Raw genomic sequence first — 22,826 nt, 5'->3', positions numbered from 1 at the left:
GTTTTCGTAAACAACATGGTAATTAACCAGCTAATAATTAATTAATTGCCCAGATAAGTTCTTCGCTTTCGGGCTGCTTATCAACACTTATTGCATGCCCCTTTTTTAACTCGCCCGATATGATATATTTGGATATTGGCCGCCTTAACTGGTTACGTATAACGCCCGATAGCTGCCTTGCACCATACTTAGGTGTAAAGCCACCCAAAGCAAGCATGCTCTTGGCCTCGTCGCTGATAGAAAAGCCGATACCCATTTTATCTAACGACTCAATTAAGCTCTTCAACTGTATCTCGAATATCTTCACCACATTCTCTTCTGCAATAGGTTTAAACGGTACTATTTCAGAGATACGGGCTAAAAACTCGGGTCTGAATTTGCCGGCCATTACCTCCATTAACTGGTTTGAAGTTGGCAAATGACCTTGGGTTAGTTGTTCGGCAATCCATTCGCTGCCAATGTTAGAGGTGAACAGGATTAGCGAGTTTGAAAAATCGCCTTCTTTACCCAGCCTGTCATGCATATGGCCTTCGTCCAGTATTTGCAGGAAGATATCGAAAACAGAAGGGTGCGCTTTCTCAATTTCATCAAAAAGCAGTACCGAGTAAGGCTGTTGGCGTATTTTATTAACCAGTAAGCCGCCTTCTTCATAGCCCACGTATCCTGGGGGCGCACCATAAAGCAGTGCCGCCGAATGCTCTTCCTTAAACTCCGACATGTCGAACCTGATCATCGCCTTTTCATCGTTGAAAAGGAAATCGGCAATGGATTTCGCCAGTTCGGTTTTACCGGTACCGGTTGGGCCGAGTAAAAAGAATGAACCAATGGGCTGACCTTTTTTATTTAAACCGCTGCGCGATTCCAGGATAGCATCGGCCACTGCTTTTAAAGCCTGATCCTGGCCTACTACCCGTTTTTTCAGGAAACCTTCCATGTTCAGGAGCCTTTCTTTTTCCTGGGCTTGAATTTTTCCTAGCGGGATGCCGGTTTTATAAGAGATGATGGCAGCAATATCCTGCTTTTCTACTTCGCTGGTTTTGCTTTGAGCCAGTTCTTCCAGCAAAGGCAGGTTGCGGTTAAAGTACTCTATGTATTCATCGGCAGTTTCAAAAGCACTAACCTGTGTTTCGTCTTCTAACTTGCCAAGCAGTACAGCACTGGTTTTATTTTGCATTAAGCTGTAAAGCCATTTATACTCGCTTGTGCTGGTGTCTTCTTCGGCATCTTTAAGCGTGTTAAACTTTTCCTTCAACTCAGCCAAAGTCATATCCGACGTATCGTTCATCAACCTTATGGCGGCCATGGTACGGTCCATCAAATCGAAAGCCGAATCGGGCAGGCGGCGGTCTTTCATATAACGTTTGGCCAGGCGTACGCAATCTTGCACAGCATCATTGCTTATTTTTAAACCATGATGCTCCTCATAATAAGGCACCAGCTTTTCCAGCATTTTGATGGCAGTATCAATATCGGGCTCATTTACCTGTAAAACCTCAAAACGGCGGCTAAAGGCCTGCTCAGGTTCTATAATTTTGCGGTATTCATCAATCGTAGTTGCACCAATTACCGTAATTTCGCCACGGGCCAGCTCGGGTTTAAGCAAATTGCCTACACCTCCGCCAATAGGGCCTTTATTGTCTAAAAGGGTGTGGATCTCATCAATAAATAAGATAGCCTTATCAAACTGTTTAATTTCTTTCAGGATGTTTTTAAGCCTGTCTTCTATTTCGCCTTTATAAGAAGCGCCTGCAATAAGCGACCCTAAATCCAGCTCAAATAGGCTTACGTTTAAAAGTGATTGCGGAACCTGGTTATTCACGATATCCAACGCAAAGCCATCAACCAGGGCAGTTTTACCCACCCCTGCATCGCCGGTTATAATAACGTTAGGTTTGGTGCGGCGGCTTAATATTTCCATTACCATGCGCGTTTCCTTATCGCGACCTATAATAGGATCTATTTTTCCCTGACGAGCAAGATCGGTACGGTCTACACAATACTTGAACAACGCACCAGTACTTTTACCACCAGACGAAGCAGCACCTGAACCATCTGCAGATGGCGAAGCTATCGCATTTTGCACACCTTCATCCTGTATGTAAACATCCAATAATTCCTTTTCTTTTAAAGGGAATGATTTTAGCTGCCCTGCGTCGAAGCCAACGTTGGGTTTAGTAAGTGCAATTAAAATACATATGGGGGTAATAGCATCGAGCCCAAGCTTAACACGAACGTTATCAGCTTCATCAAATACCACTTTAACCGCATCATTGCCCAGCATTTCGTCGGGCACGGTGATCGACTGCGGGTACTCTTCCATGCGCACATCGGCCCAATCGCTTATGTAGGCTGCATCCTTATCAATAGAGGTTAAAAAGTTTCTTAACCCTACTTCCTGGTGCATCAAACCCTTTAATAAATGGGCGGGGCCAAATTCTTTATGATGGTATTCTTTGGCTAACGACTGGGCTACCCTTACTCCGGTTTTAACCGACTCGCTTAAACTAATTACGCTCATGATTTTTTACAGGTTGGGTATTAATTTTTCCAGTTAGCCTGGGTGATGTAATAATACATTTTACCGTTAGAGGTAAAGTGTTGCTGCAATAAGGCTTGTTGCTTAATAGTGTTGCGGCTTTTTATTAAGTAATTAATGTACGCCTCAAACTGCGCTTGCGGCATGCTGCCATTGCGCTTTAAATGAATTACTTTATAATTAAACTGCTCCTTTACACTGGCAGGTACTACCATACCTGTTACTTTTTGAATGTAATCGCTCAACAGCATGTTCTTAATTTCTGAACGGGAGGCGTCTTTTTGACCCATATATTGGCGCACAATATTCAAGTAGTTCTTAAATAATTTCTTGCGGTAATTACCGGCATCCTGTTCCAGGTTTTCACCAATCATCATAGAGAGCACATCGTTCATTTGCTTATACTCCGTTTCGTTCAGAATAAGCAGGTATTGCAACTCGGCAGGATTGCTGGTTACAATATTAGTAGGTGCCTGCGCAGTTAAATAATATTTGAATGCGTTATGCGGCAGGTTATCGCCCAAATCGGCAGATACAGGTGCCTGAAATTGTGACATCACCACTGGCGTTACATAACGATGCTCACGACCGGTAAGCCTGAATGCGCTATCTAAAGAATGAACTTGGGTGTAAATATCGGTCTGGGTTTCCTGCATCAGGCGTTTAAGGGCGCCGTCCATAGCCAGGTTAGATTTAATTACTCCTTTTGGCGGGAAAATAACCGCACCTTGTATTAAACTGTTTTTTGGATAATCAAGGTAGAAAGAAATGGAATCGGATAAGGAAACGTTAAATTGCTGGGTATTGCTTAAGCCTTCGCCCACCACCATGCGGTTCTTCTTACGTTCGGCAAGCTGAGTGGCCGATTCAGATACCAGTTTACGTGCCTGTATTACAAAATCGTTATAAATGGGATTATAATCGCTGTACACTTGTATAGCAAGTAAACGAGCATCGGCATTAGCTACTTCGGTAGCCATGTCATATACCGTTGTAGTTTCCATGCTATTGCCGGTGCTACCAATCAATACAACCAGGTTAGTTTCATTTTTGTGGTTATTGAACATACCCAATGAAGTATGTAATCCATCGAACACGGGCTGACTGTTAGCTGCAGCCACGCATGATGAATTGGTGATGCCGGCTTGCTTATCTAAAAAGCTAACTACTTTGCGGTAGTCGGTATTAAAGGCTTGTTTTTCCACGCCGCCTACGGAGCAATTGTTTTCAGCACGATAAACTACAGCCCCGTAGCTAATTTGATTGCCTTTGTTATAGCTGTTGAATACGTTTTCGAAGGATTGGATGGTGCTGGTTAAGCCCGAAAAGTAATTGCGCATAGAACTACCGCCATCTACCACAAACACCACATTGATTTTGCGGATATTTTTGCGGATAGCCAGATAGTCTTTATAGCTTATGCGTCCGCCTTTAATGTTAAGAATGCTATTATTAGATTTATCGTAAACATCGGTAGGGATACCTAACTCCATATTGCCGGTTGACGAGTTTGCAGTTGGGTACGATATTACCGGTATGCTGCGCAGCAAAGGTTGATCCTGGTCTATAAGCGGGTCAAAAGCAAAGGTAGCTTTGCCCGGCCCATTAAATTGCAAAGATTTATTAAGGATTGCAGCAACAGAGTCATCGGCATTGTAGCCGGTTTTTGCCGAGCCAATGTAAAGCCTGCTTCCCCAGTTATGCACAGCATCAGAAGGTACCCAGCCATATATGCTACGGGCAGCACTATCGGCAATTAACTGCGGGTCCGACCCTACTAACAGGGTCTTACCATCAGCCGACTTTTTGAATACATACAGCAACTGGTGCAAGGCTAATTTCGATTTTTTATGCTCCATTTCGGGCGAATCGAAGACGTAAAGCGAATCGGTACGGTCATAGTAAGTAGCCGGCGACGTTAAAGAATTTTTGCCCGATGCTACAGCTATAGCCTTTTCAGGATAACCGCTGGTAGCACTTATATAAGCCGATTGCCACAGTAATACTTTGTCTTTACTGATCCAGCCGTAGCTTTGTGCGCCTTTTTTGTTGGTAAGCTTGCGTCCCTGTACAATACCAGGCTGGTACTTGATCAGTTTAACATAGCCATTACGTGCAGTGCTCACATAAAAGGGCTCCATAAACTTAATTTTCTTCATCACCAACGAGCCGCCGGGCGAAGTATAAGTATAGTTTTCGTCACGGTCTGAGAAAACTATCCAAGGTAATGATGTGGTTTTACCATCATCGTATACGTTGGTTTTATTGTTAGGCTTTTCGAAGGCTGCAGGCAGAGTGGCAACCTTTTTACTGATAGATACCGGTGATTGTGCACTTGCTGTTACCGCAAGCAGCATGATAAGTGCAGATAATATGTTTTTCATAAAGAGGATAGGCTGATTATCGTGTACGTTTAATACCGTTTGTGGTTGACGAATGCTGTTTAACTGTTAGCAGGTTTGAGCATGATGATTTTGCTTTAAGTGCAACCTGTGCTTCATCAATAGTTACACCACCGCCAAAGGTTAAGCGCATGCAGTAAGAGTAAAAATCAGTTTGTTTTTTCTCCCCGTTGCTTTCCATGTTCACAGATACCTTTTCGTCGCCACAGAAATATTTATTTACCAGGTAGTAATAGTGATTATTAAAATCGGCTCCGTTAGCTATAGCCTGTAAATGTGCACGGATATCATCAACTACTTTTTGCTCGCCCTCGCCTGGAGCAACAATGGCGTTAATGGTAGAATCGGGGTTGGTGATCAGGATTTTGTGATATATGGGACGGCTGGCATTATCAACCCGAAGGCGTACAAAATAGGTACCTGGGTTGTGGTATACATACAGCGCAGTCGGTCCTTTGATATCAACACGGCCGGTTTCGCCAAAAGACCACTCGTAAATGCGTGCATTACCCTGGGCTTCGAGCCTTACTTCTTCATTAACAATACCACGTGTCGGCCCGTTAATGGTTAACAGGGTATCTCTAACTGCACTAACTAAGGTATCCTTAACATTGATAGGAAATTGCTGCTGCATATTTCCATCAACGGTTACTCTTACAATATAAGCTCCCGGTTTTTTAAAGCGATAGCTACCGTTTTGCTGTTTAGAGCGTTCGCCGTTACCGAACTCCCACTGCCATGATTTGGCGTTGCTGGTATTGTCCGAATAAACTAAGTCTTCGTTTAAAAATATCTCATCTTTCAGAATTCGTGCGTTAACAGTTCTTTTATCGAATAAAGAACTTTTAAGTAAAAAGATAACGCCGGCCAGCAACAGTATGGTAACTATAATGTAGAGAAACAGATAGTTTTGCCTGTTGGTGTTAATTGGTCTTCCGCTGTTGTAATCGTCTTGCATTGGTTTTAGGTGATGTTGTGTTGTACAGGATCAATTGATTATTTAACGCCCGGGGCTGCTAAGGCTTTGCTGCAACTGCCGGGTAGAAAGCTTGCAATCATCTAAAAGTTTATTGAGGCGCACAATGTCGTTGTATGAATTACCCCGGAGCTCTCTTTTATCGTAAAAAAGGTTCTCGTGTATTTTAGATGCGTAAATAAAGCACTTGTAACGCGCATCGTAAGGCCTTGCATTGTAGTAAGACCGTATTGCGGTAATGGAATTCTTGATATCATTTTCCAGGAAAAGGGCTTGCACGTTAGGGTTAAACTTCACAATACGCGTATAAGTGGTATCTATAGTGGGCATAGCTTCTGCCACGGCTGCTTCAAACCTATTCTCTTCCTGCAAACGTTTAGAGAATTCTTCTTTTGATATGTTGCTGCCGTTATCGTAATTGTAAAATATGGCTACACATAATATTACAGCTGTAAACAAGAACATGCCTAAAAAGAAAAGGAACTTTTCCCGTCGTTCTTTAATGCTAAACTTCATCATAGTGCTTATCGTCCGAAACGTCCTTTAATTCTGTTAACTGCCGATCTGTTGGTGCGGTTACAAGACTCCAGCTGCGAACGCAGGCTTTCAATTTGAAACCGCGTGGTGTACAACGAATCCTTAACATTGGCAGCTGTTGAAATATTATCGCTTAATTTTTTATACAATTCAAAGCTTTTTAAGGCAACAGGGTTTTGGTGCAACTTGTCTTGTATTTTTAGGTTACATTCCTGAATATCGTTAAGCAGTAAGGTTTGATTATTCATTTCTTCGGCATTCATTTTTGTGTATTGCGATAACTGCTGCATACGCTGTAAAATAATGTCGAAATTATTGTTGATATCGCTCCGTACGGCAATAAGATCGTCTGACTGTTTTACCCGCTCGTTAAGCATGGTAACTTCGCGGTTAGAGGTAAGGAAAAAGAAATATAACGCTAATATGCTAAAAGCAATAAGCGCTACAAAGTATAGTACAAACCTTATATAAGCATTACGCAGATCGCTACTGTTTACCGGTTTCATTCAAAATCATCAAAAAAATTTACGAATACTTCTAAAAAATCCCCCAGCACTAAGCAATATGTAGAACGGTGTTGCTTATTTTATCATCGTCTTTCAGGTATATTATTAACCATAAAGATTGTAGTTACAACTATTTAAGAAATGATTTGTTTAGTGACAAGTAAAATTTAAACCACCAGTTAGTATTTGCTATTTTTATGTCGGTACCCTTATACAAAAAGCCTTTCAAGCTAAGCAATATTTTTAACGGGCAAGATATTGATAAACAGGATGTTGGCGCCTCCATTTCTCAGTATATCGAACTTATCATTTTTACCCGTTACGGCGAGCACCGGTTTAAGCCCGACTTCGGCTGCGAAATTTGGGACCTTGATTTTGAGCTGATTATTAGTGAAAGCATGTGGGAAGAGAAACTGCGGCAATCTCTTTTACGATCAATAACCCATTATGAAAAGCGTATTTATGATGTAAATATTGATGTACATATTAAAGAAGTAAATAAATTTTATCCCTTAAGAAACGTAAGCGAAATTAAGAAGAAGGTTGAGATTGTGGTAAGCGGTAAAATGCAGCAAACCGGCGAAAACTATGTATTCACTACTTCTTTATTCTTAAGTCCATTATCTGCCTAAACTATGAGCACTATACTTTTTAATACCAAAGAAGACATCAGGACACGGATGCTGCGTAATGCCATGGATTATTGGGGCACTACCAATATTAATGACATGGACCCCATGGTAAGGCTTTTGGTGGAGGCCCTTAGTACCGAGCTCTTTAACGTATCAAATGATGTAAAGAACCTTGAAAACAGGATACTGAGCAAAATATCTCGAATCTTAGCGTCAGATTACCTCACTTCGGCTCTGCCTGCGCATGCTGTACTTAAAGGGCAGCCGGTGGAAACCAGGGAGAGTGTTACTATAAATAACCATTTCTTTTATAAAAGGCAACTATCTACCGAAAGCTCCCGTTCAGAGGGTAACGATGTATTCTTTTCTCCGGCGGGAGAGGTGGGGTTATTTAATGCAGGCATCCGTTATACCTGCAGCGGTGTTAACCTGTATGAATATGATGAGGCCATGAGGCGTAATACCGTACTAACTGCTTCGTCCAAACTAAATACTGAACCTAATACCCTTTGGTTAGGGATTGATTGTGCCCCAGCTTTGAGCTCCCTGCAAAACCTGTCCTTATTTTTTGAATGGTCGGACTATGCCGCTAATGATGACTTTTACAAGCTATTGTCGGTAGTAAAATGCTATGTAAACAACGAAGAGATCGAAACCAGGCCAGGTCTTCTTTACAAGGAAGACTTAGTGGCCGGTAACCGCCCGGTTTTTTATGAGCAGGATGTAATTAACCTGATAACCCGCGATATTAAAGAATATTATAACAACCGCTTTATATCTGTAACCGATAGTAAGTTAGGAGACATTAGCAGTTACCGCCAGGCTTTTCCCGAAGCTTTTGCGAACATATTTAACCCGGCCGAGTTGAGCAGGCTACAGCCTTGTGTTTGGTTAAAACTTACCTTTCCTGCTGCCATATCGCCGGGGATTATTGAGGATTTGCAGGTTTCTTTAAATTGCTTTCCGGTGCTCAACCGAAAACGGCACGAACACAAATACCGTTTAAGAGATGTAAATAATATTATCCCTATTAAAGTATCTAATAAAGACCATTTTCTTTCGGTTAAAGAGGTACATGATGACCGGAACATTTTTTACAGCGAAATACCCTACACCCAGGCAGCTCAAAATTTTGAAGGGAGCTACTCTATCAGGAATGGCGGTGCCGAAAGGTTTGATTCGCGTAATGCCCGGCAAACTATTGACTATCTTTTAGAACTGCTGCGCGATGAAAAAGCTGCCTTTGCCAGCTACGGTACCGATTTTTTAAACAGTGTGTTGAAAACCCTGGAACAAAACCTCGCCCTTATAGAGAAAAAAACACGGATGTCTGAAGATGGACATGAGCCGTTCAATTACATTATTGTAAAGCCCGATACCAAAGCAACTATGCTTTATCTGCAATACTGGACCACCCTTGCCGATGCCGCAAATAATATACGCCGGGGTGCTCGCTTGCAGCAATTTGAAACACTAAAAATTAAAGCCGATAGCCTGCGGTTAATGACCTCTACCATTGGCGGCCGCGATAGATTAGGTGCAACCGAACGTATTCAGGCCTACAAGTACGGCTTAACCACTAAAGATCGTATAGTTACCCAGGCCGATTTGATTAGCTTTTGCTATTATGAATTGGGCAACAAGGTTACCGACGTAAAAATTGATAAAGGCCTGATGGTATCGAGCAACCCTAAAGAGGGCTTTAAAAAGACGGTTGACGTCTATTTAAAACCTGCTGACGAGGTAAAACTATCAGCAGAAGAATGGGATACACTGCTAACGCTGTTGGAATCGAAACTAACCAGCAGGAGTGTAATTAACTCAAATTATCGTCTATTCGTGAAAAATTAATTGCTGCCAAGATATGTGGTAAAGCCAAGGCAAGCGTTTTCCTGCTCAAAACCCAAAACCGTTTTCTGGTAATCGGGCTCTACAACAAACCGGGTATTAACGGTGGTTTGCAATGGTATAAAGTAAGAAAGAAATACCTCCAGCGCCTGTGCAGTACGTGTTCCAGGCAAATAGTTGAGCATTTGGTTAGCTGTAACCGGCCCAATGGTAATTGTAAGTTCCTCTTCGGGCTCAAAAACCTGGCCTGCTATAAAATTTACACCCAAAACGCCCGATCCAAGCTGGGTTGCCAACGGGCCGGTTTCGGCAGGTGAGGGTTTTGCGTCTTTTAACTCGTAAAGCAATTCAAAATCGGCATGAAACATAATGCTAAGCACACTGCTGATGAACGTTAGATTATTGCGCTGCTCATGTATAACCGGTAATACATGCATAAGTATTACCATTTGCTGGTTAGTAAAACACTTAAACTCACGCCATTCTTTTAGAAAAATATTTACAAGTTCATCATAGTCGCTTTTCTTATCAAGACGGCTTTCATAAAGCTCAACTACGGTACGAATGTGGTACAACTCCGTTTCAAAAGGAGCAAAAAACAAGCGTGCCTGCTTTTCTTCCTCACGGCGGGTAACAATGTCTTTAACCATTGCCTCCTCGGTGATCATCACGCTTGATGCCGGCGACTGGTGAAATAACCCCTCGGGCAGCATGTCGTACAATCCCTCACGATTGATGTTGATTGACAGCATTTGCCGGTTACGATAGGCCGATGTATAATTGGTAATACTATCTATTTCTTTGGCATAAGCCCGCTTTTTAGGGCCGAGGGGCAGTATTACGATATTGTCTGCAGGGGTGTTTCCCTGCTCAATAAGTTCGGCAGCTAAGGTAACGGCTTTGAAATCGGTTTCGAGTTGGTTTGGGCTAACAATCATTTAACCTTTTTTTGTGCATGGCTATAAAACAAATAACCCCAATTATTGGTAATTGATTTAGAAAAAGTTCACATTTAATTAGTGGACTTTTTCTATATATACAGACCTATACTTTTATGGACGTTAAATCCTTTTTTATTCGCTACCTGCTGTTCCCTGTAATTTTCATGGTTGCTACCGCAATCATGACGGTTATCAACAAAAAAAACAAAGTTCTAAACAACAAAAAGCTCATCGTTATTATGCTGCTTACAGCTGTAGCGCTTGGCCTGCCTGGTTTTTTAGGCATGTTAAACCTGCAATTTATGCCTTGGGGGTACATTATCTGTCAACTCTATTATATTAGCTTGGGTGTTGTTTTTGTTTGGCTGGCCAGCCTTTACTACGAGGATGAGTTGCTGGAGCGCCGGGGCTTTTTTTTCATTTGCAGTTTAATAACCACCCTGCTTGGCGCGTTCTTGTTTAAGCTGGCGTTCGATTGGCTTAGCGATTTGAAATACGGCATTTGGGCTGCTTCTTCTGTATTCATATTTTTACTGCCAACACTTTTCTGGTGGGCTTACATAGCTTTCTTAAATATACCGTTAGAAATTTACAAAGTATGGCAATACCCTACTGTTCCGGCAGATATAAGCATGGAGCACCTCGACTTTAACCGTTTGCTGGTATTAGAGGTAAACTTATACAAGAATACTAATGATGCTGAGCCGCTCAAAGTAAAGGCCAAGGCACCGCGAAACATGAATTTCGGGCTGTGGTTTCAAAAGTTTATTGATGACTATAACCTTAAGTTCCCCGAATCGCCTATACAATATACCCAGGCAAACACAGAGTATTATAAATGGATCTTTTACATAAAGCCCTCGTTTTTTAAACAAAGGCAGTTTGTTGACCCAGATCTGGATATAGAACAAAATCATATTACCGAGTCGTACGCCATTTTTGCCAAACGGGTATCGGAAGTAGCCAGTGTAACCGAGCGCAAAGGCGATGAAGCCGTTTATTTATAAGTATTAAAGCCTTAACTATGTATTTACCATTAAAATATAAATCCGTGAACTGGGTTGACGGCATGAAGATCTCAAGCGGTCATTTTGTGCAAACGGATAATTTCATTCAGGACATTATAAGAGATAGCAACTCGCTGACGCTAAACAATAACAACTTTGGTTTGCTGGCTCCTTTTAACGGTGAAAATACGTCGTTAGACATTCAGATCAGCGAGCGCGCATCTAACCACATTCAGGTTAAAATAAGGCAATGCAATGCCGTAACCTCAGAGGGGTATCGTATTCATATTACACCACAGGCACTGGGCGAAGAGTTTACTTATACCCACTATTTTACGCAAGATGCTGTAAGCGATGTAGTAGAAACCTACTACATTGTATTAACCGTTAACCCGCACGAAAGGGTACCAGCAGGTAAGCCCGACCCTGAGGAAACCCCTTTAAGATACCCCGAGGTGAGCAGCTTTTATGGTATTACCATATTGTCGGCCTCGCAAATAAGCAGCAAGAATAATCATTATTTAGAAATAGGCAAGTTTACCCGAAGCAGCACAGGCGTACAACTTATTAATGATTACATACCGCCATGTAATACTTTAATGAGCCATATCGATCTGATCAAGTATTATGAGGTTTTTAGTAACCAGCTTAACGAGTTTCAGTTATTGTCGTTCCGTATAATAGACAAAATCACTTCTAAGGATACGATATCGCCTATTGGAAGAAACGTAAAAATGCTTTGCGATAAAATGCTGGATTATATTGCCCGCATCTATTTTTCTTATCGTAATGTGGCCTTTCAGCAACCTCCCATTGTTTTGGTTGGTTACTTTTCTGAAATGGCACACATCTTTTTCAGTTCCATTAAAAGTATTGCGGGTAATGAGCGTGAAGAACTGCTGAAGTATTTTTACGAATGGAAAGACGTTACGCCGGGTAACTTTGAAGAACTGCTGGCCCGTTTAATTGAGGTGGTTTATAACCATCATGATATACGTACATCCATGACGGTTGTAGATGAGTTTTTACGGGTGCTGACAGCACTTTGGAACAAACTAAGCACATTAGAGTACATTGGCCAACGCAAAGAAAACATCGTGGTTGCCGAGCAGCAAATGGTACAAACCGTACAGGCTAAACGCAGCTGGACCTTGTTGGATTAAAAATGCTCTTTTAAATAGATTTTAAAGCCCCCTTAAAGGGCTTTTTTTGTTTGAAGTGGATTTGTTTACTAATTATAGACCTCCACGAGGTCAATAATTAGATTTGAGCACAACTTGCATAGATTTGGTTAGGTATATGGTGGCGTATAAATGCAACTTTGTTATATAAATTATCACTATGAAAATCGTTATAACAGGATCATTAGGACACATTAGCAAGCCTCTTGCCCAGGAATTGATTGCTAAAGGCCATGCACTAACTATCATTAGCAGTAACCCGGATAAAAAGGTGGTTATTGAGGGCATGGGTGCAACCGCCGCTATTGGCTCCGTACAGGATGCGGAATTTTTAACCACTGCCTTTACCGGGGCCGACGCTGTATACACCATGGTGCCGCCTGTAAGCTATTTGCAGGTAGACTTAGACCCTGTTAAGCATTTTAGCGCAATAGGGAAAAACTATGCTGCGGCTATAATGAAAGCGGGCGTGCCCCATGTTGTTAATTTGAGCAGCTGGGGAGCGCATCGTGAAGATGGTACGGGCGGTATTAAGGGTACTTATTATTTGGAACGGATTTTAAACGAGTTGCCTGCGACTATAAGTATCACGCACATTCGCCCCACTTCTTTCTATTATAATTTATACAGCTTTATACCCGCCATTAAGTATACCGGCAAAATAGCAGCTAACTATGGCGATACCGATCGTACTGTCCTGGTAGCTCCGGCCGATATTGCCTCTGCCGTATGTGAAGAACTCGAAAGCATAACCGAAGGCAGAAAAGTACGTTATGTAGCCAGCGACGAGCTTACCTGCAACGAGGTTGCCAGTATGTTAGGTGAGGCTATTGGCAAACCCCATTTACAATGGGAGCTTATTTCTAATGAACAGGCACAGCAAAATCTGGAAGCTGCGGGTTTGCCGCCACGGTCTGCAGCACTGCTGGTAGAACTTCAGGCTGGCCATCACCGGGGTATTATTGCCGAGGATTATAACTTGCACAGGCCGGCGGTACTTGGTAAAATTAAAATGACCGATTTTGCAAAGGAGTTTGCTGCAGCTTATCACCAAAAATAAGTATATTGTGTTATGGCCAACGTACAGCCTTTTCTTATTAAATCTATTACGGAGTTTCACCGGCTTAGAGCGCAACCCGGGCCCGTGCACCCGTTAATAAGCGTGCTGCGGTTCGAGGATATTTGGGACATGGCTCAAGATCATCCGCGTAGCTGGGTGCTTGGCTTTTATGCCATTGCGTTGAAAAACAACTTCAATGCGAAGCTTAAATACGGTCAGCAGGTATATGATTTTGATGAAGGTGTAATGACGTTTATGGCGCCAGGGCAAAAGATAGGCATCGAAGTAAATCCGGATGAGCTTATTAAGCACTCCGGTTGGCTGCTCATTTTTCATCCAGATTTTTTGTGGAATACACCATTGGCTAAAACCATACGGCAATATGAATATTTTGATTACTCGGTAAGCGAAGCGCTATTTCTTTCAGAGCAGGAAGAAGCTACCGTAGCGGGCATCATGCAAAGTATCTCACAGGAATATAAAACCTGTATAGATCAATATACCCAAAACATTATCATCAGCCAGCTGGAGGTGCTACTCAACTACGCACAGCGATTTTATCAAAGGCAGTTTATTACCCGCAAAATAAATAGCCACAACCTGCTTGCCCGATTGGAAGAGGTGCTTTCGGCATATTTTAATAGTGATGATTTAGCCAGTAAAGGCCTTCCCGCCGTAACAGATGTAGCTAACACTTTAAATGTATCGCCCAATTATTTAAGCGGCCTGCTCAAAACCTTAACTGGTAAAAGCACCCAGGAACATATTCACGATAAGTTGATAGAAAAGGCTAAAGAAAGGCTTTCGTCTACCACACTATCGATTAGCGAGGTTGCCTACGAGTTGGGGTTTAATTATCCACAGTCTTTAAGTAAGCTCTTTAAAAGTAAAACTAATATGTCGCCGCAAGAATTCAGGCAAGCTTTCAATTAGCGTTTCTGCTCAATTAGCAACCTCATTTACGTTTGTTAACGTGATGAAAGCTGATCGAGCAATTGTTTGATGTTGGTGTTAATAGCTCCTAATTGTATTTCGTTAGCATCCCTATTTTGCGCTATAGCTTCATGCATTAGTTCATAGCTTTTTAGCCTGAGCCTGCAATATTGAATAAGAAGCTTGTTTCGTTGTTCTACATCATCCGGAAGTTTCAGCTGCTGCAACTCTTCGAGCAGGGCAATACTCTTTTGCCAATAACCAATGCCCTGGCCAAAACCCGCCAGCATTTGTTCGCCTGATTTTTTTTCCTGGTTTTTGATAACTTCCAGTGCTTTATCTTCCAGTTTGTAAAAAGTTTCTATACGTTTAAAGTAAACAATGCGGTCACTTTTTGATAAATATGTATAATACAGTGCTGCGCCTGCTAAAAAGAAAATAAGCGATCCGGCTACGATAAGCTGATTCAGCTTTTTATTGCCTGGCTTTCTTAAAGCAGGTACATACAGGTAGCCTACGGCAATGCCGCTTACCAGGCCCCCAATGTGAGCGGCGTTATCAATACCACCTTTAAAACCACCATAAACCAGGTTGTAAACCACAAAAATGCCAATGTTAACCATTAACCCGTTACGCATAGATTTTTCTATGTGGTTAGTAGTTAAAATAGCCAGGAAAACACCATATAAACCAAATATAGCACCCGATGCGCCGGCACTTACCGTATAGTCGTGCCACCAAAGACTAGCCAGACTGGCAATAATTCCCGTTAAAAGATAAGCGGTTATATACTTTACCTTTCCTACAAAAGGCTCCAGTAGTAAGCCTACAAAAACCAGGGCGTACATATTAAGCAGAAGGTGAATAACGCCGAAATGTAAAAAGCAGTTGGTAAGTAAACGCCACCATTGTCCGTCTAAAGTGGTTGTAGTAGAGTTGGCACCCCACGAAACCATACTTTGTGCATCGGGCTCAAAAAAGGAGATGCCTGTACACACCATAATAATGAAGAGGATGATGTTGAGGTTAACAATAATGGGCGTAATAAAGTAATTGGGGGCCGGTATAAAGTACGACCAAAAGTTGCTGAAATAATTGAAGGTTGGCCTGGTGTCGGGTTTTAAGGTATCTTCGTAAGGGGGCAAAAAGTCTTTTTCATACTCGGCATACAGGTGTTCTATCTGCTCCTCATTAAAAGTGGTTTTCAATCTGTCGAAGGTATCTATGAACTGCTCTACCGCGGTTTTATTGTGGCCATAATCCTCTACCACGTTTGAAATGGAGATACATTCAATGCTGGCCACTTCGCCTTCAAGCTTCACCGTTATTTCACCGTTCCATGAAAATCCTCCGTTTTCGGTGTAAGCAATAACGCCCGCATCCGAAACAAATTTAATGCGCCAGCCCAGTTCTCTGATACTCTCAAAGGCTACAACAAGAAAGTGCTCCGTTGAAAGTCCATCCAGGGTTTTGGTTTGTATATATTTTGCCATGCGTTTCGTTTATTGTGCTGCCGTTATTTGTTGTTGCCGCTTGTGATTGATCTTGTGAAGCAGTGTTTCAAGGCTATACTTGTCTCTATCGTAAAAAGGCATTGTAAAGCCGCCTGTGTAGGTTCTGATCACCAATTTACAGCCCTCAAAAAGTTCCGTCAGTTCAATGCTTTCTATATCGGTATACTTAACAAATTTGAATTTCTTGTTTTGCAGTAACGTCCAGAAGGGCCGCCGCATAGGTGTTAAACCTAAATCGGGGTAATACATGCCGTTTGGCTCTAAACGGAGCTGCACGATTTGCTGGCGGATAAAATATAAGTGTAAGCCATAAACGGTGATGCCCAGCATGGTTGCTAAAAGGAGTAAAGCCCCCCAGTACAACGAAGAGGTATAATTGAACGATTGAGAAAGCATAACTGCTGCCCCGGCAACACCAAATACGCCAAGCATTATGAGCATTATACCCGTAGCCGCAATACGATGTGGAGGTAATAAAATAACTTCGGTGCCGGGCAAAAAGGTTAAAGGCTTGGTTTGGCGATGAGGTTTAACAACAAGGCTTAAAACACCGGCATATATCAACAGCAATATTACCACAAAGCCGATAGTTAAGATCATATGGTTATAGTGCTTTTGGTTGTAATAGGCTGAATAAATATCTGTAATAACTTCAAATTTTGCTTTGTGTTTTATTATTCATTACGGGTTGTGGTATATGAATTAACGCACGCGTCAAATACAAAAAAAGTCCGGCCTGTTTCCAGTAGCCGGACTTTTTCAAAATTGATGAACTTTATATAATCAACAGCAATGGCTTAACGCACATCAAAACTGTTTCTAAAACGCATACCATCGGCGCTGTAACCTTCAATAACCATTTGGCCATTTTTAAGGTTGGTTATGGCTTTATCAATATCATTAGTGCTATTGATAGCCTGTCCGTTAATGCCGGTAATAATAGTTCCTTCTGGGATGTCGTAGTTTTCAAAGAAACCACCACGGCGCACCTGGGTTACTACCACACCTGAGTTTAAGCGGAACTTGCTTTTTTGTGCCTGTGTTAAAGGCTGGAAGCTGGCACCTAACTTATTGTACAATTCCTCAGCTGTTTTGCTGTTGGCTGCTGTACGGTTAGTTGCTGCCGGTTCGCCCTTTAAAGTAATGGTAAAGTTCTTTTCGGCTCCAGCGCGTAATACAGTCAGGTGTATCTTATCACCAGGTTGTAAACGACCAACGCGTTCTTGCAGGTCAGAAGATTCGTAAACTTTGTTACCTTCCACTTTGGTAATGATATCACCTTTTTGTAAGCCCGCTGCTTCGGCACCACCACCTGCTACCAGTTCGTTAACATATAAACCGTTGGTAGTGTTTATTTTAAGTGTTTGTGCCACATCAGAATTTAGCTCTTGGAAGCTTACGCCAATATAACCACGTTTAACTGAGCCAAATTTTTCAAGGTCATTTAATACCTTTTTAGCCAGGTTAACCGGTACGGCAAAACCATAACCTTCATACGAACCTGTGTGCGATGCAATGGCTGAGTTAATACCGATCAGTTCGCCTTTGGTGTTTACTAAGGCACCACCACTGTTACCAGGGTTAATGGCAGCATCAGTTTGTATGAACGACTCGATAGCTTTATTTAAGCGCGGAGCTGCAGGTTGTTGCTGGTAACGGCTGCGGCTACCAAACGGGCTGCTTTGCTGATCGTCATTATCTTCGCTGCCAATAATACCAATGTTACGGCCTTTGGCGCTTACAATACCTGCGGTAACGGTAGAGTTTAAGTTAAAAGGGTTACCTACGGCTAATACCCATTCGCCCACGCGTACATCGTCAGAGTTGCCCAACTTTACAATAGGCAGGTTAGTAGCACTCACTTTGATCAGGGCCAGGTCGGTATTTGGGTCGGTACCAATTACTTTGGCCTGTAATACACGGTGGTCATTAGTGGTTACTTCTACTTTGCTGGCGTTAGCTACCACGTGGTTGTTGGTTACAATATAACCATCGGTTGAGATAATTACGCCCGAACCCGATGCACGTTGTGGCTGGCTTTGCTGCGGCTGCATGCGCTGGCCAAACATATCGCCAAACATTTCTTCAATAGGGTCGCGGCCACTGCTGCGGCCTTGTTGTGCTGAGTAGGTAGTACGAATGTAAACCACGGCAGGAGTTACTGCTGCTGCAGCCTGGGTAAAGTCAACATCGCCCGCAGATGATACCACGTTAGATGTGTTTTTATTGCTGGCAAAATATACTTTCTGGCGATCCTCAAAGGTCATGCCCTCAGCCGGATTTTTCTCGAATACTTTATAAGTACCGAGCGCCATTGCCCCGCCAGCAAAGGCAGTTAGCAAGGTTAAACCAATTTTTCTCATATTATTATTCAATTAATTCTAGGTTCGTTATTTACTTTTCAAATTTAATACCATTAAGACGATAGGAACAATAATAAGTTATTGCCATTTTTGTTAAAAAATGTTAAATGCCTAATCATATTACAATTACGTTGTTGTAAGGTGTTGGCCTGTTTTAACTTAAACATCAAATGAAGCTTATTTTTTACAAATATCAGGGAGCAGGTAACGATTTTATATTGGTTGATAACCGTAGCGGACAAATCGATCACCATAATCCACAGTTAATCAGTAAATTATGTGATCGGCGTTTTGGTATTGGCGGCGATGGGATGATGTTCTTGCAAAATGCCGATGGTTATGATTTTGAAATGGTTTATTACAATGCCGATGGTCAGCCCAGCAGCATGTGCGGTAACGGTGGTCGCTGTATTGTGGCCTTTGCAAAGTACCTCAACGTAATTGGTACCGAAACAAACTTTTTGGCAGTTGATGGTCCGCATTATGCCAAAATTTCAGCAAGCGGCGATTGGGTAAGCCTGCAAATGATTGATGTTGATACCGTGAACCGTGATGTCGATGCCTACGTATTAAACACCGGCTCGCCGCATTACGTGCAGCTAACCAACGATCTTGAACATAAAGATGTTTACAACGAGGGTTATGCCATTCGCAACAATCCTACCTACCTGGCCAAAGGCATCAACGTAAATTTTGTTGAGCCTTTAGATAATGGCTATTTTGTACGCACTTACGAACGTGGCGTAGAAGATGAAACTTATGCCTGCGGTACGGGTGTTACCGCCGTTGCGCTGGCAATGGCTAAAGAAAATGGTTTGACAGGGCAGATTAGCACACCCGTTAAAGTGCTTGGCGGTAACCTCAACATCCGCTTTAATTACGATGGCTTAAAATTTACCCAAATATTTTTGGAAGGCCCGGCGGTAAAGGTTTTTGAGGGAGAGATAGAGGCAGAATATACAGCCGACCATAAAGCTGTAAATCAGCCTGCATAATGGTTAAACGCTACTATATCTACATTTGCTTTATGATTATATGTGTATGCTTTTCTTGTAAAAGCATACACTCTATCACTCAATTACCTACCGATACTTACCTCATTCAGCCTAAAGACTACCAGCTGTTTGATACGGTAAGCCAAGTGCATCAGCTGGTAAAAATGGATATAGAGCAGGTTTCTGATACCACGCTTATGTTTACACCACTTACAGAACATAGCAAGCCGTTTATCGTAAACCTGTGGGATATTAAGCAGATCAAATTGCACCGCAACACCTTTGATGTTGATATTTTAACTGTTCCCTTTAAAATAAGACCATCGGTCAGAGGCTTTCCTGAGCAGCTAACCGCCGATTTTGATGCGGCTTTGTACTTAGGAAAGCGCCGGGACAATTATACCATTAAGAATGTTAAAACACGGGGAAACTCTAAACTGCAGCTTACCGGTGCGGGTTACGGTTACGGCGGCTTTATTGGCCTCGGCTCTGTAGCTATGAACCCGTACGTAACACAAAACGCTATAGATTACGAATACGACGGCTTTGTTATTAACGGTGGGTTTGCCGGTATTTACGATGCCAAGAAGTTTAACATAGGCTTGGCCGTTGGCACCGATTTTTTAGTAGATAAGAATCGCAGCAGCTGGATATACCATGGCAAACCCTGGATAGGGGTATTGTTTGGTATTGATTTGAATTAAAGTATAACACATGAAACTTATAGGTTATAATTCCGACATAATTAATTACCTCGTTAACGATCTTACGTTGCTTAATGCAACCATTAAAAGTTACAAACTCCACGAGGTGGAGGGTGGTCCGGCGGTAAGTATATTGTTTGAGCTGGCTTATACCGATGCTGATGTGATGCTCACCTTTACTGATATCTATAAAAATGGCTTTGAAGGCAACCCGGCGGCGGAGCCTTACCAAATAGATTCATGTAAATTTTATCACATCGGCAGCAAAATATACTTCTCGGCCGATCCGGATGAAAGCGAAGAAGGGTACGACGGCATCTCCGAAGACGATAACGACTTCATTTTATGCGGTGCCGTAGAGGGGTACATTTTTGAACAGGAATAAGGGTTTCATAAACCTTCAACCCGATTGCTAACTATGAAGCGGATACTCCCTGTTATTGTGATCTCACAATTCTTTTGCACTTCGCTGTGGTTTGCAGGCAATGCTGTAATTGGCGATATAGCCAGGCAACTGCAGCTTGAGCCTGCCTATTTAGCTTACCTGTCCAGCGCTGTACAGGCCGGCTTTATTACCGGTACCCTGGTGTTTGCGTTGTTGAGTATAGCCGACCGTTTTTTATCCACCCGGGTATTCATGGTATGCGCTATTGTCGCAGCAATAATTAACCTGGGTATTTGCTTGCCGGGCATTACGACCTTAACATTACTTGCTTTCCGCTTTACCACTGGCTTTTTCTTAGCGGGCATTTACCCAGTTGGGATGAAGATAGCGGCCGACCATTACCAGCAAGGTTTGGGCAAATCTTTAGGGTATTTGGTAGGAGCACTGGTTATTGGTACGGCTTTTCCACATTTGTTAAAGGGCCTGTCCGCAAGCTTTCCGTGGCAGTATATCGTAGCGGCTACCTCCCTGTTATCGGTTTTGGGCGGCATAGCCATGTATTTGCTGGTGCCCCAAGGCCCTTACGCTGTACTCGGCAAAAAACCAAACTGGAAAGCTTCCTTAAATAGCTTTCGCAATCTCCGTTTTAAAGCTGCTGCCTTCGGCTATTTTGGGCACATGTGGGAGTTATATGCCTTTTGGGTATTTGTGCCGGTTATTTTAATAACCTATCAACAACGTCATCCGGGCATTCAACTGAACGTTGCCTTGTGGTCGTTTTTAATCATAGCGATGGGTTCATTATCTTGTGTATTAAGCGGTTACGTGTCGCAATATTGGGGCGCAAAAAAAACTGCCACTATAGCACTGCTGCTCTCTTGCCTGTGTTGCCTGATTTCTCCGTTGTTTATAGCCCAAGGACAGATAACCTTATTGCTGGCTTTTATGCTTTTTTGGAGTGTAGTTATCATTGCCGATTCGCCTATGTTTTCGACCCTGGTAGCGCAAAATGCGCCAGCCGATTCCAAAGGTTCTTCGCTTACTATAGTCAACTGCATCGGCTTTTTTATCACCATTGTTAGTATACAATTGGTTAGTGCACTGCGTACCGAAGCCAATGCTACCTACCTGTACATGCTATTAGCAATAGGCCCTATACTGGGTTTGGCCGCATTATTTAATAACAGGAAAGAAACGCAAAGCTCTTCAATACAAAGCGTTGGAGAATAACGAACGGTTGCTTCCTGGGTTTGGGTAAGTGTTATAACATCATACTTTTCAGTAAGTTATCTTTAAAATAATTTGCTTTGCATTATTTTCCACCTTACCTTTGCTGCATGTTTAAAAGGTCGGGAGCATTAAGTTTAGCCATCTTATACACCATTACGGTGTTAGGCTTCGCCCTGAACTTACATTACTGCGGCGCCAAAGTAGCCTCGGTGAAAATTACCGCCCCGGTTAACAAGGATGCTAAAAAAACTGGTGCCACCTGCGGCATGAAAATGAACTGCTGCAAAAACCATCAGGTTGATGTAAAGGTTAAAGATGCCCATGAAACGCAGCAATCCTCGTTTTTAGCTAAAGTATTCGCCTTTGAAATGCCTAAGCTGCCTTTCGAAGACTTTGTATTTTCGGCACAAAAAGCCCTGCTCGAAAAATTCTTTGACCGCGGTCCGCCGGCCAGGCAGCCCGGTAGTAAGGTGGCTGCGTTCATCCGCAACTGCAACATCCGTATCTGATCAATTTATAATTGTACTATGTAAAGCATGGCCTAAACGGTTCATGCCTGTTCATTTTTCCACAATTATTTATTGATTATTACATGAAAACTTTAAAAATCTTCATATTTCTATGTGCGGTGTCTATCGGCGCAGCCAAAGCCCAATTTGTTAAAGCCGAGTTACAGGTAAGCGGTCTCACCTGCTCCATGTGCTCCAAGGCAACCGAAAAATCGTTGCGTACTTTACCCTTCATCAGCGATATTAAGCCCGACCTTAACCGCAACTTATTTACCATTACTTTTAAGGCCAATACCCCGGTAAGTTTGGAGCAAATGAGCAAAAAAGTTCAAAGCGCGGGTTTCTCCATTAACCAGCTTAAAGCCACGCTCGATTTTGACAAACTCAAGGTGAGCAACAGCAGCTTTAACTATGCCGGCGATACTTTCCAGGTGCTTAACAGTGCCGGTAAAGAACTGGACGGCCAAGTAGCCGTAACCGTAGTGAATAAGGGTTTTGCACCTGCGGCTGTGGTGAAAAAGTATAATGCCGCGGCTAACGGCAAGGCTTACCAACTGGTTATTTAAG

At 42.5% G+C, this 22,826-nt stretch carries 21 protein-coding genes; 12 read left to right on the top strand and 9 right to left on the bottom strand.

What is annotated here, in order from left to right; genetic code table 11:
* Positions 1-37: 37 nt before the first annotated feature.
* The 5 genes from IEV61_RS05500 to IEV61_RS05480 are packed head-to-tail and all read right to left on the bottom strand — an operon-like array spanning position 38 to position 6,957.
* The gene (locus IEV61_RS05500; protein ID WP_188414578.1) at positions 38-2,518 is read right to left on the bottom strand and encodes an ATP-dependent Clp protease ATP-binding subunit; all 2,481 of its coding nucleotides are present in this window, start codon (positions 2,516-2,518) and stop codon (positions 38-40) included.
* Positions 2,519-2,538: 20 nt separating this feature from the next.
* A complete protein-coding gene (tssR, locus tag IEV61_RS05495; RefSeq protein WP_188414576.1) occupies positions 2,539-4,920 on the bottom strand; it encodes a type VI secretion system protein TssR domain-containing protein in 2,382 nt (793 codons plus the stop codon).
* A 16-nt stretch (positions 4,921-4,936) separates the two neighbouring features.
* The gene (locus IEV61_RS05490) at positions 4,937-5,896 is read right to left on the bottom strand and encodes a PKD domain-containing protein (protein WP_188414574.1); all 960 of its coding nucleotides are present in this window, start codon (positions 5,894-5,896) and stop codon (positions 4,937-4,939) included.
* Between the two features lie 42 nt (positions 5,897-5,938).
* Positions 5,939-6,433, bottom strand: coding sequence for a type VI secretion system TssO (tssO, locus tag IEV61_RS05485; RefSeq protein ID WP_188414572.1), 495 nt, complete (start codon positions 6,431-6,433; stop codon positions 5,939-5,941).
* Positions 6,434-6,438: 5 nt separating this feature from the next.
* Positions 6,439-6,957 (bottom strand): type VI secretion system TssO, encoded by a 519-nt coding sequence (locus tag IEV61_RS05480; RefSeq protein ID WP_188414570.1) that lies wholly within the window; start codon positions 6,955-6,957, stop codon positions 6,439-6,441.
* 197 nt (positions 6,958-7,154) lie between these two features.
* On the opposite strand from IEV61_RS05480, the gene IEV61_RS05475 reads away from it, so the two are divergent.
* Together IEV61_RS05475 and IEV61_RS05470 are read left to right on the top strand one after the other, a co-directional pair.
* A complete protein-coding gene (locus tag IEV61_RS05475) occupies positions 7,155-7,589 on the top strand; it encodes a GPW/gp25 family protein (protein WP_188414568.1) in 435 nt (144 codons plus the stop codon).
* Positions 7,590-7,592: 3 nt separating this feature from the next.
* Positions 7,593-9,440 carry a type VI secretion system baseplate subunit TssF gene (locus tag IEV61_RS05470; protein ID WP_188414566.1) on the top strand — a complete coding sequence of 616 codons (1,848 nt, stop codon included), beginning with the start codon at positions 7,593-7,595 and terminating at the stop codon, positions 9,438-9,440.
* Here the strand turns inward: IEV61_RS05470 and IEV61_RS05465 are convergent.
* Complete coding sequence (locus IEV61_RS05465) at positions 9,437-10,375, bottom strand: type VI secretion system baseplate subunit TssG (protein ID WP_188414564.1); 939 nt, start codon at positions 10,373-10,375, stop codon at positions 9,437-9,439. The two genes, IEV61_RS05470 and IEV61_RS05465, sit on opposite strands and share 4 nt — an antisense overlap.
* A 116-nt stretch (positions 10,376-10,491) precedes the next feature.
* Between IEV61_RS05465 and IEV61_RS05460 the strand changes: the two genes are divergently transcribed.
* From IEV61_RS05460 to IEV61_RS05445, 4 genes are all read left to right on the top strand, one after another.
* The gene (locus IEV61_RS05460) at positions 10,492-11,385 is read left to right on the top strand and encodes a TssN family type VI secretion system protein (protein ID WP_188414562.1); all 894 of its coding nucleotides are present in this window, start codon (positions 10,492-10,494) and stop codon (positions 11,383-11,385) included.
* Positions 11,386-11,402: 17 nt separating this feature from the next.
* Positions 11,403-12,548, top strand: coding sequence for a hypothetical protein (locus IEV61_RS05455; protein WP_188414560.1), 1,146 nt, complete (start codon positions 11,403-11,405; stop codon positions 12,546-12,548).
* A gap of 178 nt (positions 12,549-12,726) precedes the next feature.
* Entirely contained in the window at positions 12,727-13,626 is a 900-nt protein-coding gene (locus IEV61_RS05450) for an NmrA family NAD(P)-binding protein (RefSeq protein ID WP_188414558.1), read from the top strand.
* A gap of 12 nt (positions 13,627-13,638) precedes the next feature.
* Positions 13,639-14,559 carry a helix-turn-helix domain-containing protein gene (locus IEV61_RS05445; RefSeq protein ID WP_188414556.1) on the top strand — a complete coding sequence of 307 codons (921 nt, stop codon included), beginning with the start codon at positions 13,639-13,641 and terminating at the stop codon, positions 14,557-14,559.
* A gap of 35 nt (positions 14,560-14,594) precedes the next feature.
* Here IEV61_RS05445 and IEV61_RS05440 read toward each other — a convergent pair whose 3' ends face one another.
* From IEV61_RS05440 to IEV61_RS05430, 3 genes are all read right to left on the bottom strand, one after another.
* Complete coding sequence (locus IEV61_RS05440) at positions 14,595-16,052, bottom strand: rhomboid family intramembrane serine protease (RefSeq protein WP_188414554.1); 1,458 nt, start codon at positions 16,050-16,052, stop codon at positions 14,595-14,597.
* A gap of 9 nt (positions 16,053-16,061) precedes the next feature.
* The gene (locus IEV61_RS05435; RefSeq protein ID WP_188414552.1) at positions 16,062-16,673 is read right to left on the bottom strand and encodes a hypothetical protein; all 612 of its coding nucleotides are present in this window, start codon (positions 16,671-16,673) and stop codon (positions 16,062-16,064) included.
* 197 nt (positions 16,674-16,870) lie between these two features.
* Positions 16,871-18,436: a trypsin-like peptidase domain-containing protein gene (locus IEV61_RS05430; protein ID WP_188414551.1), complete on the bottom strand. Its 1,566-nt coding sequence runs from the start codon at positions 18,434-18,436 to the stop codon at positions 16,871-16,873.
* Between the two features lie 170 nt (positions 18,437-18,606).
* Here IEV61_RS05430 and dapF point away from each other — a divergent pair, with 170 nt between their 5' ends.
* From dapF to IEV61_RS05400, 6 genes are all read left to right on the top strand, one after another.
* Positions 18,607-19,431: a diaminopimelate epimerase gene (gene dapF, locus IEV61_RS05425; RefSeq protein WP_188414550.1), complete on the top strand. Its 825-nt coding sequence runs from the start codon at positions 18,607-18,609 to the stop codon at positions 19,429-19,431.
* A 32-nt stretch (positions 19,432-19,463) separates the two neighbouring features.
* Positions 19,464-20,135 carry a hypothetical protein gene (locus tag IEV61_RS05420; RefSeq protein WP_188414549.1) on the top strand — a complete coding sequence of 224 codons (672 nt, stop codon included), beginning with the start codon at positions 19,464-19,466 and terminating at the stop codon, positions 20,133-20,135.
* A 10-nt stretch (positions 20,136-20,145) separates the two neighbouring features.
* A complete protein-coding gene (locus IEV61_RS05415; RefSeq protein ID WP_188414548.1) occupies positions 20,146-20,520 on the top strand; it encodes a hypothetical protein in 375 nt (124 codons plus the stop codon).
* Positions 20,521-20,553: 33 nt separating this feature from the next.
* Entirely contained in the window at positions 20,554-21,750 is a 1,197-nt protein-coding gene (locus IEV61_RS05410) for an MFS transporter (RefSeq protein ID WP_188414547.1), read from the top strand.
* A 107-nt stretch (positions 21,751-21,857) separates the two neighbouring features.
* Positions 21,858-22,259, top strand: a complete 402-nt coding sequence (locus IEV61_RS05405; RefSeq protein ID WP_188414546.1) for an HYC_CC_PP family protein — start codon at positions 21,858-21,860, stop codon at positions 22,257-22,259.
* A gap of 83 nt (positions 22,260-22,342) precedes the next feature.
* Complete coding sequence (locus tag IEV61_RS05400; RefSeq protein WP_188414544.1) at positions 22,343-22,825, top strand: heavy-metal-associated domain-containing protein; 483 nt, start codon at positions 22,343-22,345, stop codon at positions 22,823-22,825.
* Position 22,826 lies beyond the last annotated feature (1 nt).

The sequence above is a fragment of the Mucilaginibacter galii genome (genome assembly GCF_014635825.1).
GTDB classification, from domain to species: domain Bacteria; phylum Bacteroidota; class Bacteroidia; order Sphingobacteriales; family Sphingobacteriaceae; genus Mucilaginibacter; species Mucilaginibacter galii.
This window is presented reverse-complemented; position numbering and strand designations above follow the sequence as displayed.

Bases quoted from the DNA above. Each gene is read 5' to 3' on its own strand.
- IEV61_RS05460 (WP_188414562.1), top strand. From the start codon at position 10,492: ATGGACGTTAAATCCTTTTTTATTCGCTACCTGCTGTTCCCTGTAATT.
- IEV61_RS05475 (WP_188414568.1), top strand. From the start codon at position 7,155: ATGTCGGTACCCTTATACAAAAAGCCTTTCAAGCTAAGCAATATTTTT.
- IEV61_RS05465 (WP_188414564.1), bottom strand. From the start codon at position 10,375: ATGATTGTTAGCCCAAACCAACTCGAAACCGATTTCAAAGCCGTTACC.
- tssO (WP_188414572.1), bottom strand. From the start codon at position 6,433: ATGATGAAGTTTAGCATTAAAGAACGACGGGAAAAGTTCCTTTTCTTT.
- IEV61_RS05490 (WP_188414574.1), bottom strand. From the start codon at position 5,896: ATGCAAGACGATTACAACAGCGGAAGACCAATTAACACCAACAGGCAA.
- IEV61_RS05420 (WP_188414549.1), top strand. From the start codon at position 19,464: ATGATTATATGTGTATGCTTTTCTTGTAAAAGCATACACTCTATCACT.
- IEV61_RS05440 (WP_188414554.1), bottom strand. From the start codon at position 16,052: ATGGCAAAATATATACAAACCAAAACCCTGGATGGACTTTCAACGGAG.
- tssR (WP_188414576.1), bottom strand. From the start codon at position 4,920: ATGAAAAACATATTATCTGCACTTATCATGCTGCTTGCGGTAACAGCA.
- IEV61_RS05410 (WP_188414547.1), top strand. From the start codon at position 20,554: ATGAAGCGGATACTCCCTGTTATTGTGATCTCACAATTCTTTTGCACT.
- IEV61_RS05470 (WP_188414566.1), top strand. From the start codon at position 7,593: ATGAGCACTATACTTTTTAATACCAAAGAAGACATCAGGACACGGATG.
- IEV61_RS05450 (WP_188414558.1), top strand. From the start codon at position 12,727: ATGAAAATCGTTATAACAGGATCATTAGGACACATTAGCAAGCCTCTT.
- dapF (WP_188414550.1), top strand. From the start codon at position 18,607: ATGAAGCTTATTTTTTACAAATATCAGGGAGCAGGTAACGATTTTATA.
- IEV61_RS05415 (WP_188414548.1), top strand. From the start codon at position 20,146: ATGAAACTTATAGGTTATAATTCCGACATAATTAATTACCTCGTTAAC.
- IEV61_RS05405 (WP_188414546.1), top strand. From the start codon at position 21,858: ATGTTTAAAAGGTCGGGAGCATTAAGTTTAGCCATCTTATACACCATT.
- IEV61_RS05445 (WP_188414556.1), top strand. From the start codon at position 13,639: ATGGCCAACGTACAGCCTTTTCTTATTAAATCTATTACGGAGTTTCAC.
- IEV61_RS05400 (WP_188414544.1), top strand. From the start codon at position 22,343: ATGAAAACTTTAAAAATCTTCATATTTCTATGTGCGGTGTCTATCGGC.
- IEV61_RS05500 (WP_188414578.1), bottom strand. From the start codon at position 2,518: ATGAGCGTAATTAGTTTAAGCGAGTCGGTTAAAACCGGAGTAAGGGTA.
- IEV61_RS05455 (WP_188414560.1), top strand. From the start codon at position 11,403: ATGTATTTACCATTAAAATATAAATCCGTGAACTGGGTTGACGGCATG.
- IEV61_RS05430 (WP_188414551.1), bottom strand. From the start codon at position 18,436: ATGAGAAAAATTGGTTTAACCTTGCTAACTGCCTTTGCTGGCGGGGCA.
- IEV61_RS05435 (WP_188414552.1), bottom strand. From the start codon at position 16,673: ATGATCTTAACTATCGGCTTTGTGGTAATATTGCTGTTGATATATGCC.
- IEV61_RS05480 (WP_188414570.1), bottom strand. From the start codon at position 6,957: ATGAAACCGGTAAACAGTAGCGATCTGCGTAATGCTTATATAAGGTTT.